Origin of the sequence: Serratia sp. NFX21, from assembly GCF_048517035.1 — a bacterium.
Classification (GTDB): domain Bacteria; phylum Pseudomonadota; class Gammaproteobacteria; order Enterobacterales; family Enterobacteriaceae; genus Serratia; species Serratia quinivorans.
Genome location: NZ_CP183196.1, coordinates 993,617 through 1,008,074 on the forward strand (window position 1 = coordinate 993,617; position 14,458 = coordinate 1,008,074).

11 protein-coding genes are annotated in these 14,458 nt (G+C 45.6%); 2 read left to right on the plus strand and 9 right to left on the minus strand.

Translation table 11 applies throughout. The annotated features are described in order from the left end of the window. Window positions 1-40: 40 nt before the first annotated feature. The 9 genes from ACNT1W_RS04640 to ACNT1W_RS04680 all read right to left on the minus strand — a co-directional run bounded on the left by ACNT1W_RS04640 (window position 41) and on the right by ACNT1W_RS04680 (window position 12,882). Window positions 41-3,175, minus strand: coding sequence for a type I restriction endonuclease subunit R (locus tag ACNT1W_RS04640; protein ID WP_419246450.1), 3,135 nt, complete (start codon window positions 3,173-3,175; stop codon window positions 41-43). Then, window positions 3,176-4,363 carry a DUF4268 domain-containing protein gene (locus tag ACNT1W_RS04645; protein ID WP_419246451.1) on the minus strand — a complete coding sequence of 396 codons (1,188 nt, stop codon included), beginning with the start codon at window positions 4,361-4,363 and terminating at the stop codon, window positions 3,176-3,178. Continuing rightward, window positions 4,356-5,786, minus strand: coding sequence for a restriction endonuclease subunit S (locus ACNT1W_RS04650; RefSeq protein WP_419246452.1), 1,431 nt, complete (start codon window positions 5,784-5,786; stop codon window positions 4,356-4,358). The genes ACNT1W_RS04645 and ACNT1W_RS04650 overlap by 8 nt, the downstream gene beginning before the upstream one ends. Further along, window positions 5,776-7,482, minus strand: coding sequence for a type I restriction-modification system subunit M (locus ACNT1W_RS04655; protein WP_419246453.1), 1,707 nt, complete (start codon window positions 7,480-7,482; stop codon window positions 5,776-5,778). The genes ACNT1W_RS04650 and ACNT1W_RS04655 overlap by 11 nt, the downstream gene beginning before the upstream one ends. Before the next feature lie 147 nt (window positions 7,483-7,629). Then, window positions 7,630-9,315, minus strand: a complete 1,686-nt coding sequence (locus tag ACNT1W_RS04660) for a serine/threonine protein kinase (RefSeq protein WP_419246454.1) — start codon at window positions 9,313-9,315, stop codon at window positions 7,630-7,632. 13 nt (window positions 9,316-9,328) lie between these two features. Then, window positions 9,329-10,048, minus strand: coding sequence for a TerY-P anti-phage system serine/threonine phosphatase (locus ACNT1W_RS04665; protein ID WP_262242138.1), 720 nt, complete (start codon window positions 10,046-10,048; stop codon window positions 9,329-9,331). Window positions 10,049-10,055: 7 nt separating this feature from the next. After that, the gene (locus ACNT1W_RS04670) at window positions 10,056-10,889 is read right to left on the minus strand and encodes a TerY-P anti-phage system-associated VWA domain-containing protein (RefSeq protein ID WP_419246455.1); all 834 of its coding nucleotides are present in this window, start codon (window positions 10,887-10,889) and stop codon (window positions 10,056-10,058) included. Between the two features lie 310 nt (window positions 10,890-11,199). Continuing rightward, on the minus strand, window positions 11,200-12,318 hold the full coding sequence (locus ACNT1W_RS04675; RefSeq protein WP_419246456.1) for an HNH endonuclease: 1,119 nt from the start codon (window positions 12,316-12,318) through the stop codon (window positions 11,200-11,202). A 255-nt stretch (window positions 12,319-12,573) separates the two neighbouring features. Continuing rightward, entirely contained in the window at window positions 12,574-12,882 is a 309-nt protein-coding gene (locus ACNT1W_RS04680) for a hypothetical protein (protein WP_261414019.1), read from the minus strand. A gap of 558 nt (window positions 12,883-13,440) precedes the next feature. On the opposite strand from ACNT1W_RS04680, the gene ACNT1W_RS04685 reads away from it, so the two are divergent. After that, the gene (locus ACNT1W_RS04685) at window positions 13,441-13,977 is read left to right on the plus strand and encodes a type IV secretion protein Rhs (protein WP_419246457.1); all 537 of its coding nucleotides are present in this window, start codon (window positions 13,441-13,443) and stop codon (window positions 13,975-13,977) included. Between the two features lie 9 nt (window positions 13,978-13,986). Next, entirely contained in the window at window positions 13,987-14,415 is a 429-nt protein-coding gene (locus ACNT1W_RS04690; RefSeq protein WP_218217220.1) for a putative T6SS immunity periplasmic lipoprotein, read from the plus strand. Window positions 14,416-14,458 lie beyond the last annotated feature (43 nt).

The window sequence follows — 14,458 nt, forward strand, 5'->3', positions numbered from 1 at the left end:
AATAATAAACAATGGGAGGTGGGGCCTCCCTTCGTATATATTAAACTGTCCAACTATTCGATACCACCTCAGCCTGCTTCAGTATCAATTCAACTGCATCAGACGTTTTATCCGGTGGGTACTTATATTTACGTAGAGTCTGGCGTACCAGAATCCGTAATCGCGCACGCACGCTTTCGCGTACCTGCCAGTCAACCGTAGTTGATTGTCGTAGTTTTAAAGTGACTTCAATCGCCAGTTTCTTGAGGATATCATCCCCTAACTCCCTAACTGCACTTTCGTTTTCCGCCAGTGCGTCATAGAAGGCAATTTCGTCAGGATTCAGGCCTAGAGCATCATCACGTGCCATTGCTGCCTGAAACTCTTTCGCCATCTGGATCAGTTCTTCAATCACTTGAGCGGTTTCAATTGCCCGATTGTTGTATTTGAGCAGTACGGCCTTCAGACGGTCAGAGTATTTTTTCTCCTGAACTACGTTATTGTTACTGCGAGCATGAATACCGTCATTCAGCAATTTTTGCAGCAATTCAACAGCCAGATTGCGCTGAGGCATATCGTGCACTTCCTGCAAAAACTCATCAGAAAGCAAGCCGATGTTGGGTTTATCCAGTCCGGCCAGAGCAAACACATCATCTACGCCAGTTGCGACAATAGCGTTATCGAGAATACGACTCAGCAGTGAGTTTTTCTCGGACTGGCTGAATTTTTTATCTGTCGTGGTGAGTTTGATAATTGCCACTTTCACCGCGGATAGAAAGGCGAGCTCTTTCTGTAATGGTTTAGCTTCATCCAAAGTGCTACACAACGACCAAGCTTTGTTTAGTGCAAGCACCACGTCAAAGTAACGTTTCTTGCCATCATCCAGCCCAAGAATATAGTTAGCTGCATCAAGCAATATAAACCGCGGATTGTTTTCAAAAGCTGAATAGTCAAAACCCGGTGCAGTTGTGGTTTTGGCAAACATGCCGTGGATGATATCGAATTTTTCCAGCAATACAGCAAAGGCATCTCTGGCATCAATCGTCGTCTGACCTTTACCTTTTGAGTCGGTATAGGTTTTCAACGCTTGTTTCAGCTCATTAGCAATACCAATGTAATCCACAACTAGCCCACCGGGTTTATCTTTGAATACGCGGTTCACGCGAGCGATGGCCTGCATCAGGTTATGCCCACGCATCGGTTTGTCGATATACATAGTGTGGCAGCATGGCGCATCGAAACCGGTTAGCCACATATCGCGCACAATTACGATTTTTAGTGGGTCGTTCAGATCTTTAAACCGTGTTTCTAGGCGTTTTTTGGTTTGTTTATTGTAGATGTGGGGTTGAAGGTGCGCTTTATCCGACGCAGAGCCGGTCATGATGATTTTTATCTCACCTTTTTCGACATCATCGCTATGCCATTCAGGCCGCAGCGCCACCAGCGCGTCATAAAGGCGCACACAGATATCACGGCTCATGGCGACAACCATCGCCTTGCCATTCATCGTTGCGTTGCGGGCTTCAAAATGTTTAACCAGGTCGGCTGCTACCTGGTTAATACGAGGTTCCGAACCTACCAGCTTTTCAAGACGGCTCCAGTCACCTTTAGTTTTCTCTTTCTGATCAGTCTCTTCATCTTCAACCAACTCATCGACTTGGCTTGAAAGCTCTTCTAGTTCTTCATGATTCAGATCGAGTTTTGCCAGTCGAGATTCGTAGTAAATAGGCACTGTTGCGCCGTCATCTACCGCATCCTGAATATCGTAAATCGAGACATACTCACCAAATACTGCGCGGGTATCTTTATCTTCTGAAGCGACCGGTGTGCCGGTGAAACCCATAAACGATGCATTTGGAAGAGCATCACGCATATGTTTGGCATAGCCGTATTTATACGAGCCAGTTTCCCTATCCAGAGTGGCACTTAAGCCGTACTGACTGCGGTGGGCTTCATCAGAAATCACCACGATATTGTCGCGCAGGTTCAATGCTGGATGGGTTTTCTCACCTTCCAGCGGCGCAAACTTTTGCACAGTCGTAAAGATAATACCGCCGGATTCGCGGGCAGCCAGCATTTCGCGCAGTTGGTCGCGGTCGCTGGCCTGCTGAGGCTCCTGCTTCAGCAGGTCTTTAGCCTGGCAAAACGTAGCATAGAGTTGTCCATCCAGATCGTTGCGGTCAGTAACCACGACAATTGTCGGATTATTCATCTCCGCCTGCTGCAACAATTTCCCTGCATAGCAGCACATTGAAATACTTTTACCCGAACCTTGGGTATGCCATACAACACCGGCTTTCTTACTGCCTGGTTTGATATCACTACGCAGTGGCAAAAACTTACCTGTAGAAGCGACGATAGTCGCATTCACGGCTTCACGCACTGCGTGGAACTGATGGTAAGCGGCAATTTTTTTGATAAGGTGCTTACCGTCATTTTCAAACAGGATGAAATAACGAATGTAATCAAGGAGTAATTCACGATTGAAGAAGCCTTTAACCACGGTTTCTAATTGCCATTCCAGCAATGGTTTATCATCTTCGTTACTGATGGTTTTCCACGGCAGATAACGTTCTTCGTCGGCCGTCAGGGATCCAATACGTGCGTTATAACCGTCGCTGACGACCAGTGCTTCATTACAAATAAACAGATCGCTGATTTCGTTTTTATAAGTCTGGAGCTGATTAAATGCTGCCCAAATATCGGCGTTAACATCAATTGGACTTTTCAACTCAATAACCGCTATGGGCAGGCCGTTGATATAACAAATCACATCAGGGCGGCGTAACTGTTTAGTGCCACTGATCGCAACTTGGTTAACCACCGTAAAACGGTTATTACTAGAATGGTTAAAATCCATCAGCAGAACCGTATCGTGAATCACTTTGTCATCACGTTTGAATTCGACTGGTACACCGGTTAACAGCAGATGATGAAAAGCTTTATTGCTGACGACGATATCAGGACTTTCTGGGCGAGTGATGCGGGTAATCACCTCATCAAATACGCTGGCTGGAATATGAGGATTCAGCCTCTCTAATTGCTCCAGAAAAACCGGGCGTAGGAACACATCATGGAAAGAAATACGCAGTGGGTTCGCGCCATCGGGTGCGATATCCGGTCCGTGCAGTACTTCCCACCCTTGCCCGGCAAACCAGCCTAGACTGAGTTGCTCTAAATCGTCTTCACTCAGCATTTACACTTCCTCTGTCTCTGGCGCTTCAATTTCTTCCGGCGCGTTTGATACTTCCTTGAGCGCCATATTCAACGGCCCAATAAAGGGATCGAACGCTTTTTCAAACGCGCTCATATTTTTCAGGAGCCAGTCTGTCATTTCCGGCCAGTTACTCTGATCAAAACTGGCTACGGGTTTTGCAAAACTAATCCGGCAAGATTTTTTCCCCGGCAGTGGCTGCCAGAAAAGGGGGTGACCGAATGCACTCTCGATGGCCTGGCGATGCTCATACAACCAGTCGAACGCAAAGGTATTACTTTCAGCGGAGAATTTGGCAATCCATAGCTCTACGCGAATTTCTTTTTTGCTAAATATCAGATTGTACGAAACGCCGCTGATACCTGAACCGGCACTCAGCCAGTGGTCAGTGGAGGGGCTGATGTTGTTATAAAGCGTGCAGGCGCTATTTCTCAATCTCTCCAGCATCTGCGTCCAGAAGGCTTTGCGCATGTGGTGGCGGGATTTCATTTCACCACTGGTAGATTGTTCTTCTGCTTCTTTTTGCGCCATGCCGATCATGTAGGATTCCGCTTCAGGCGTTGGAATCACCTGACGAATATCGACAAAAACATCATCATTGAAGCGGTACGGCGTAACCTTAAAACACTGGGCACGGATACCAAACTGCATCAGCCAAAGCGCGGTATTGGTGACTTCTTTGCGGAAATTGGCAGCCACCATCATCACACGCTGAGTACGGATCTGGTTGATTAGCACTTCATCTAAACTTTCATACTCCAGAAACTCTGCCATCACTTCAGCAGCCGGGCGGGTTTCTTCCGGATCTTCTTTATCGAGGTAAAGCTGGAAGATCTCGAGGATTTGATCTTTCCGCAGATTGGCGCAATAACCGGCGTATTTTAGCGCCTGCCACACCACGTCACGCCCCGAGTCATCGAGCTTGTTCTCGATAATGACCAGATTGCCTTTCTTATCAATCGCCAGCAGATCTAGGCGTTCCTTGGTGTCGTCAAAACCGGCGAACTCTTTCTGGATAATCAGTAGTTCATCTTCATTTTCACGTGTTAGCGCCTGAGGGTTTTTCGCCAGCCACTCCTGCAGATGATAGCGTTCGGTAAAACCAAGGCTGCTGAAAGAGACTTCCTGAAGGGATTGCAGGCTGTTTGTTGGTCTATCGACTTTATACATTTTCCGCCTCGCTTACCGCTCGCTCAGCTTCCGGCAGGGTGATTTCGCCAGAGAGGAGTTTGGGGAGGAGGGTGTCACGGAGTTTGGTTAATGAGTCGGTTTCGCTCTGGCTACAATTAATGCTTTTAAAAAAAGGGAAAATACTACTCTCGAATTTTTGTAAAATATTTTCATCAGGAATAACAATTGGCATTCCTGCTACTAGTTTTGTGGTTAAACTGCCTCGACTACTATGAGAGTCTGATATTGCTCTCATCTCCTCATAACGTGAACGCAAATTAAGATATAACCAGCTAATAAATATTGAGCTTTTAGGCCTGACTGCTATTACAGATTGGTTAATATATGTATTAATCATATTCAGTGCTGTTTGCCCACGAGTATGACCTTGCCCAGCAGAAGCAATTAATACATCGCCAAACATAGATTTTTTAGTAGCGGATTTTTCAACACCTAATTGGGTAATGGTTTTTTCAGTACTTGTTATAATACTATTTCGGGTTTCACCTGATGAAAACCAATGAAAATCACCATTCCAATATTCAGATTTAGTTGTTGTCGGAGTCCCTCCACTAAAAACCTTCTCAGTTACATCTCTAATAGATCCACTTAGCCATCCTTCTGGAATCGCTCCTAACTCACTTTCCTGCATAGCCGAAGGAAACAATTCTGCCGTCGCTTTTAACTCAGCAAATTTTTCAGGTTGCTCTTGTTCAAAAAAAACCAGTGAATCGGCATTTTTACCAGAAATTGCAGTCATTGCCGCAAGAGTTGCTTCCTCCTGCGAACCACCAGCTTCTAGCACCGCGATCTTGGCTTTTACCGGATCGAAATCGGCAAACCAGCTTTTGAATAGAGCTTGTGCCATTTGTTCAATGGTTTGGTTTATTGCACTATTGTTTTTAATTTTCTGGTCCAAGGACCATAAGACTGAAGTTATTCTTTTTTGAGTTTCTAAGGGGGGGAGATTAATTTCGAATTTAAGGCAGTCTGGGACACGAATATGACTTACAACAGAACCACTACCTTCGTGTTGATAAAATTGATTTCTAAGATCAGAAGACAAAAAGCTATAAAAAAGAAACTTAGGACAAACTTTATTTTGATCTGCACGATATTGCATAATACGTTGCCCGAGAAAAACTTCATCCTCAAAGTCAACAATACCGACTTCACCCATAGGTGCTTCACGTGTTAGAAGAACATCATCCCTTCTGACAATTGCCCTTCGAGTCCATTTCCTATATGTATCTTCCGTAACAAAGTTACATCCATCTAAATTTATTACACCATTCCTTATATTTGGTGTTCTTATCATTTTGTAAGGCGTTGCGTAATCAACTTTCGGTGCCGTTTTGTTGACACAATCGACGATTAATTCACAAACCTCAGAAACAACAACCCTTTTAAAATCAAAACTCATAACCCAACCCCCCCAGATTTGCCTTGATCTGCGTCTCCAGTTCTGCACTCTCTTCCAGGTGTACTTTTAACTGCTGGGTCAACCGCATCATCTTCTCAGAAAACGGCTCATCATCTTCTTCCTGCTCGGCTGCACCGACGTAGCGTCCAGGGGTCAGCACAAAGTCGTTTTTCTGGATATCTTCTCGCGTCGCAGAGAAGCAGAAACCGGCTTCGTCTTCGTAATCTTTATCCATCTGCCATGCATGGAAGGTATTGGCAATTTTCGCGATATCGTCTTTAGTGAAGTCACGAAGTACGCGATCTTTCATAAAACCGATTTTACGAGCGTCGATAAATAGCACTTCACCTTTACGGTGCGCTTTACCGTTACTACCAGTTTTGTCTTTGGTTAGTAGCCAGATACAGGCCGGAATTTGGGTGTTGGTAAACAATTGCCCAGGCAGCGCCACCATACATTCCACCAGATCTGCTTCAATCAAGTTACGGCGGATATCACCTTCGTTATTGGTGTTGGAACTCATTGAGCCGTTTGCTAGCAGCAGTGCCATTGAGCCTTTCGGTGCCAGGTGGTGGATCATATGCTGCATCCACGCAAAGTTGGCGTTGCCCTGCGGTGGCGTACCGTATTTCCAGCGTACGTCTTTTTCGAGTTTCGCGCTCCACCACTCTTTCATGTTGAACGGCGGATTTGCCATCACGAAATCGGCACGTAAATCAGGGTGCTGATCGTCGAGTAGTGTGTCGGCGTTTTTATTGCCGAAGTTGAAGTCGATGCCGCGGATCGCCATATTCATCGCCGCCAACTTCCAAGTGGTTGGGTTAGATTCCTGACCGTAGACGGAGATATTGCGCTTTTGCTCGGCGGCGTTGTAATGCTGCTCGCCTGCGTGCTCTTCAATAAACCGGTCGCTGGAAACAAAGAACCCGCCGGAGCCCATAGCCGGGTCATATACACGTCCCTTGTACGGCTGGAGCATTTCGACAATCAGTGTAACTATACTTTTTGGCGTGTAGTACTGGCCGCCCTGTTTACCTTCAGCCAGTGCAAACTGCCCCAGGAAGTACTCGTAAACGTGGCCAAGGATATCTTTGCTTTTAAGCTGGAGCTTCTCACCGTTATATTCTGGGTTATTGAAGTTGGCATCCGAGAAGGTGTTAATCAGTCCGATCAGGACCTCGTTACCCAGTTGATACTGGCTGATGCGGTTCAGAATACCTTTCAGTTTCGGATTGGATTCTTCTATTTTGTCCAAAGCGTTATCGATCAGCCAGGAAACGGAACGCAACTTCACTTCCTGCCCGAGTTCGTCAATCCAGAGAACAGTGCCAGTTGGTAACGTGGCTTTGTTTTTCAGTGTTTCCCAACGGGCAGCTTTTGGCACCCAAAACACGTTTTTTTCGATGTAGTAGTCTTCGATCTCCAGTTCTTCAGCTATCGCTTGTGCATAGGCATCATCAGAGTCGTAACCATTACGCGGCATAGCATAGATATTGTCTGGATTCCCAACGTCACGGAACAACGTGAGGAGCTCTTGCTGGCGAGCTTCAAATGCATCAGAAACATATTTTAGGAAGATCAGCCCCAGTACCACATGCTTGTAGTTGGCGGCATCCATGTTGGCGCGCAGCTTGTCTGCAGCCTTCCAGAATTTGTTATCCAGCTCGTTCAGGAATAGCTGTTCAGCGTTGTTCATGTAAATCCTCGGGAAAAACACAGGGGCAGGCGAAAAGCGCTGCCACGAATTCGTTTTAATGGTGTATGTCGCAAGATCATACCTGCAGGCGCCTCAAGCGCAAGCGATACGGCTATTGAAATTGTACTTGTTCTTTACTAGCGCCAATCATCCAAAAATCCATTTCAAAATCTTTATAATTATATTTTTTTGAGAGGTTTGCTGCTTTGAGGTGATAGCAGTACTCGGAATATTTTGAACTGCCTGTGAAGCTGAAGTTTTAGTTGGCGCTGCATAATGTGCCGATGATTTATTAGGCACTATATGTTGTGTTTGCACTCTCGCTGGTGCGGAAGGCTGTGCTGATGCTCGTATCTTGTCGAGGATTGCCTGATTTGCCGATGTGGTCTTAGCGCTTATAGGCTGAGGTGCTATTGTGGTTTTCTTACCTTTAATGCGAGCCAGGGCTTCCTGATTGTTGCTGATAGCAGTTAGCGTTTGTTGGCTATTGTTTGGCCCAGCAAGACGCCAGCGGGCATCTGTTTCTGAGAGGACTGTCATTTGACCGATGGCCGTTACAGTAATTGATAGATGTGAATATTTGTATTTCCCGTTAACGTAGGGCGGTTCCATAAGGCCAATTATACTAATCCATTTCCCTACCCATGAGGCATCTGGTTTGGAAGGCAAAGCACCAATACCTTCGCTCCATATTGATATCTTGAAGATATTACCGCGCCAATCTCCGAAATTAACAAAGATGTATGGTTTGCCATTTCGGGTCTTATTGAGTTTGACGTCAATAATCTTCCCGATAACTTCAACTTTATCACCAACTCGCTGAAGGCAGGCGCTGTACTCTAGAGCTGATAATACAGTGTAGGCACCGATGTAACCGGGTTTCAGTCTGCTGACTGGAATATCCCCATTCATACTGATCGAAGCTAGCGATATGGGAATGTTTTTACTTGCAATGAAGTCACCAAGGGAAGGTGTTTTTTCCATCGCTGAAGCGCAGACTGCGGCAAAATTCTTTACATGGGTGGAAAGCTGTTGAATGCCCGATAGCATCCCTAAGATGGAAGATGAACCGGGGTCTACAAAGTCATTAGCTCGAAAAATGATTGCATCCAGTTCCGAATTTGATTTATCCCAAATGGACGGATCGATTTGCAAGGTTTTAAGAGCAAGCCATAGTGAAATTAGTGAGAAACGGTCCAGAGTGTGGTTGAACGGATTCGTTGTTTTACGACGGGGATGCTGAAAATTGACATGTCCCAGCTCTGAGCTTCCTAAGGTCTTAATCTCATCAACGAACATTCCGTCATAGTCGATTAGCTGAACGGTTGCTCCTCCGTCGGAAACCATCAGGTTTCCGGTCTGAAAATCACCATGTGCAATTTTTTCTTTTTCAAGGTAGGCGGCAAGTGATTCAATCGATGCAGATAGTTTTGCCATTGCTTGCGTAGAACGCCTATTGACCTCAAGGAATTCTCCTAGCGTCTCTCCTTTAGCCCATGCCATTTTTACTATAGGGTAAGATAGTCCTTCGACTTTGATCCCTTGTGGTTGAAACTGGAAGTCGAGAAAGTAGGGTGAGCGAAGGCTGGAAATCTTTCTGGAGATAGCCTCATAACGGCGCTCTAAGGCTTTTGATTCCCTGTGAAAGCAACGAACGGCGTATTTCTTAGCACCTGATTTGATCGTATAGGTCAGCGCAAAACCACCGCTGATAGCCAGGGGCATACCCAACCCTGTCGTGGCGACAGAGCCTGACTTCAATTCGGGATCGATTAACAGCTTACTATGTAGCTGAAACGCTTGGTTGTATTGTTCAAGAGACGGGTAAGGCATCTTTCTTTCCGCGTTAAAACGATAGTACAAGTAGCGTTGAGTCGTCGATACGCATACGTTTTGCTGCACGCTCCCTCAGGACTAACTCTGCAAGCTGCTCCTCTGTTTGCAGCGAAAGTAATTCGTTAAAACCAGAATCCTCCGCCTGCGCTTGTTCCAGTGCCCATTCGCCGAGCGCATCGGTCATACAGAGGAGTTTGGGTTGGGTTAGTTTTTCAAGGTAAAAAGTTTTCCCATGAAGTGTCCAGAAACTACCCCCGCCGACGAAATCATTATGAGCGGGGAGCGTAGCAATCAGTGTCGGCCGCTCTTTAAATTTTTCCGGATTATCGAAAGGCCATGCGCGAATGAGTTTCCCGCAATCAACCAGCATCGTGATGCTATCTCCTACAGCAAGAATCTCTATCGCCTGATGCTCTTCAAATTCCTCTACACCTATTAGTGTCGCAAAACTGCCTCTTTCGAATGCCGCTTGTTTAGACCAAGACATAGACGGGAAGTCATGCGTGGCAGAATATTCCGCTAAAGTAGATGCTACCCATTCAGGATTTACTTTCGGATCTGCAATAAATTTACTAGCAAGAAGATCAGCCCATAACTTTGAGTTGAAGGACTCACTCGCCCCATCACAGAGAGCAAGCCTTCTCCCGTCTTCGGAGAAGGCAAATTTATCTTCATTCGCCTCAGGGTATCCAGGATCTTTTGGAACTGTCCCTGAGAATTCCAGTTTCATTGCTGACTCAACGCAGCTGAGAAGCGCGGGTTCCGATGTCGAAGAAATCGACGAGTTCGGCAGCCTCTGCATTGAACATGAAACCACGAGATTCGATACCGACCGTATGACCTTTTTCCTGCGCGAAACGCACCAGATGCTCCGGAAGAGGGCTAGACATACGGAAAAGCAGCTTAGCGTAGGCATCCGGTAAGCCAGTGTCAGAGGAAGGGAATCTGATTGGATCATTGCCGAGAGAACTGACATGGATATTAAGAATTAGAACTTCACCGTCATTGGTCCGAATTTGTCGTAGATGGTTGGCAATCTCTTCCGGGTCACCGTCGTTTGATTCGCCGTCAGTCACATGCAGGATAGTCGGAGGATAGCAATCCGGATGGGCATCACACCAAGTCACCAGCTCTTCAGCCGCCTTGGTTAGGGCTTCACGCATAGGTGTGCCACCACTAGCAGTAGGATCGAACCATACTGGAAACTTAATCGCTGTTTCAATGATTCCCCCAGCTCCATCATCCATTTTCCGTTTACGATCTTCTACTCTGGCTGGATTCTGTTCGAGAGCAGAAATTGGATTGAGGACTTGTCCCCCCAGCGGACCAGAGAAGCCATTAGAAACCCCTTGACCGCCATAACCCAAAACACCAATTTCGAAATAGTCACGCACGCCTTCCGACTTAGTACAGCGAGTGATGAGGTTCATTAAAGTTCGATTAAGCGCGTCGGCAACGAACTCAGCCTTGCTGCGACCGGAGGACATTTTGTCTGACATCGAACCAGACTGATCGACGACGAAAAGAAATGCTGCAGGGTTATTACGACTGATCTGAGCTTCGTAAGACATATATCTTTTTCCTCTTTGAGATTGTTCATATCGTATCAACTTATTAGACGAATGCGAGAAAAGCCCGAAGAACAGTTTAAATTTTTAGTCGGGGCTTGACTAAAATCACACTAAGCCATTTTCTTTATAATGTAATTAATATACCGTACTGATTATTGGATTTTTAATAGTTTTTGGTTGTGCCTTATCGGATCACCGCAAAGCGTGGGCAGAGGATGATATGGGGAAAAGATGCTCCTTTTGCGTAGGCTCATCTCTTTAAATATCATCCTCTAAGCAGTTCTACTTGAATGTTTTTTATAAAGAAAAACTATTTAAAACTAGTCTCTTTCAGTTCCAACTTCACCATCAAAGTCTGGTTCAGCGCTTTTCCATCAACCCCACTGTGTATCCGACGGTGGCAGGTAGGGCATATAGCACCAACCCATTGAGGGTGATCAGGGCCTTCATCGGCTAGGCGTTTTGTGTGATGAGGCTCCAGGTAGGGTTCGCCATTCTTTTTCTGGAACGGTGCGGGTTGTTCGCATGACTCACAGATGCCATTGGCGCGTTGCAGCACGTATTTTTTAACGTCCTCGCTGCGTTTGAACCAAGAATTTTTGCTGTCACTCTCTTTACGCTGGCCCGTCATCATGGATGATGTTATGGCCTTGGCACGTAGCTGCTCGAGCGTTTCTTTTTTTTGGTCTATTTCTGATGTAGTGGTGTCATTGTCAACGTCTTGAGCAGAAGATACCCGGAATAAATTAAAAACTATCCCTTGCCGCATGTTTTTAGCGGTATCTACACATTGAGTATAATTCCATGAATCGCACTCAAACAGTCCAATAAATTTTACGCCAGTACGTTTTTTATTATATTCAAATAAAAGTATATCCTTGCCATTCTCTTTATGGTCTCGGATGTGTTTATTACCTTTTGTAAACGCCATATCACCGTTTTGTCCCTCTCCCGTGTAGGAGAAGTGATCGTCGGTAGACCACCCATCTTTGTACCCATGAGTTTCGCCAATCTCACCAGTAAAAATGAATATTACCGGGAATTCTCTTGGTGTGGATATTCCGCCTTGTTCTTGTCCACCGTAGATGTTGTGGAGATCTTTGCGTTTATAAATGTCACCTTTTACTAAACGTTCAACAGGGTGTGGTGTGTCGACGATCTCGAAACCGAGGTTTTTAAGCGCTTGGATAGCGCTCTTAGCACCACTGTTAGAATTTATTTTTTCGAATGGTATTCCGAACTGCTCAATATAAGCTGCCGCGACGATACCTTTGATATCGTACTTTTCGTTATTATAAAGAAGCTCACATTTTTTAATTCGTTTGACTTTGTATTTTTCTAGGAAGGCATCGCGGCCTAGCAATTTATATTCTTCGATGGCTTTTAAAACAGCATCTTTCGAAGATAACGTCTCTATCTTAGTAGGCAAAACCATCCCCTCATTGCAGAACAGATTCTGATCAATGCGTTTTCGTACTGCTAGCGGCCATGCGTCGTCACCCAGCAGTTAACTCATCGATTTATCGAATGCGTTAACTATGCCAGGCCACGGGGGAAATGCCTACCTTCGTGAATGTGTTTATCGTGATATGTCAGTCAGATCTATGAGATTTACCGGAGTGATAAGAACGGCACAAAACTAATACCGTTCTTATTATTTCTTTTTGCTCTGACTTTTAGCCTCTCAGCTCTGGCACTCCATCTGCCGCAGCGCACGACCATAAAGATTACACAGCGCAGGCACCAAGTGAGCCGTCGCGTTGAGGTAGTGAGTTAGCTGTTCCCACTGGGTGTCGTCGGGTTGCGGGTGCTTTTGCATAAGGTCACCGAACAGCATCAGGCCATGGCAGAGCCCTTCGGCCTGTTCGGCGGATAGGGCTGCAAGGTCTAGGAGTTGCGTTGCGTCTAAAGTGCTGAGATCGAGCTGATTGAACAGTTGGCGATAGAGGGTGAGGGTGCTTAGGATGGGTTGTGAGGTGGAAGTATCCGCCATGATTGCATCTCCGTATGTCATTGGATAATGACTACCATCAGAGACGCTAAACTCGGGTGGCAGCCCAGACGGGGTTAGCGTTACCGGGACATAGGAACCGGCGCTTCGTATGAAGCCCCCGCCTGAGCCACCATAATTTGGGGTGGGCTAAAGCTGCGGCATTATTACACAACGCCGCGGTATATGTCAGATTCGGAACGCTAACTCCGGCTGCGTATTTTGACGCAGCCCGAAAACTATAACGCTATCGCCAAAAATGAAAGAATAACCTGTACAGAATTACAGTTAAATTACTCTTTGGATTGGAATGCAGATCGCAGTTATTAAGTTGTGCTTCCTAGAGGGCCTGAAATAGTTCAAGTGTGGGACTATTCCATTAATATCGATGAGTGTAACTTAGGGATAGAAAATAATGTCTTCATTGTTATATAGCTCTTAGATATGACTAAGATTGCAATTTATTATTTTCTCCATAAACCTAAAATGTTAGCATGACACATTCCGTTAACATACGGGTGAGACAGCATTTTCTTTTAGTGATAAGAAGGGAAGCTAACGATGGCGCAACAAGAAGAAGGGACGTTGAGGCTGCTGACTCCCGGAGAGATTGGTCTCGCCAAAACTGTATTCGGCGGTTCGATTATCTACGGGAAGGTCTGGGTCCATCACGGTAGCTATCTGCCATTTGGTTTACAAAATCGCAATACGGCCATGTCCCCCAATGGTGAACTGTATTTTCGGGAGTGGTACACACCGGATTTCTCTTCGCAGGGTTATAGCTATAAGCATCTATTCATCCATGAAATGGCTCATGTATGGCAATATCAGCGTGGGATGTGGGTTAAGACTCGTGGTCTCTATAGCTGGCTGGCCAATTATTCCTATGAGCTCGATGAAACAAAAAACTTAAAGAATTATTCGATGGAGCAGCAGGCCCAAATCATCGCAGATTATCATTTACTGACTTCAGCTGGTTATGCTGTCTGGCGAAACCGCTTTGGCAAGGAAGTGACTTACATTGGCAATGATTATGCTGATGTGAGAAAAGTAAAAGAAAAATATGGAAAAGTATTAGCCGGCTTTCCTTATAAATAAGAGGTGGTTATGAAGGGTAAATTATTGTTCACGACAGTCGGCGTAATTTTGCTAAGTGCTTGCGTAGGTGACCGTCTCGACCGGCGTTATGCACCTGATATCCCGATAACAGCCCATGCTAAAGATAATGGCGATATCTGCATTTATCCGTTACCGAAAGAAAACGAAAAACAAGATACGGTCTATATCAGCAGTGATGCGGGTGAGAAGTTGATCGAAGTTGCTAATCAGGATCCGAAAAAAGGGATTTGTGTAACTCAAGGCGATTACTCGTTTCAGGAAAACCAGATGTACAGCATGAGATTGAATTTTATCCCGATTGAGAAACGAGAAAACCTGCAGGATGCATCTGGCAGAGCTTTTATTGCCCACTTCAAAGTGAAAAAGCTCAATGGCAGCTACGAGATTGAAAACATCGCACCAAAAATGCCCCTATAAAATAGGGGCTGTCCCGGCTATCACCGGAGTCTTGGCAACCCCA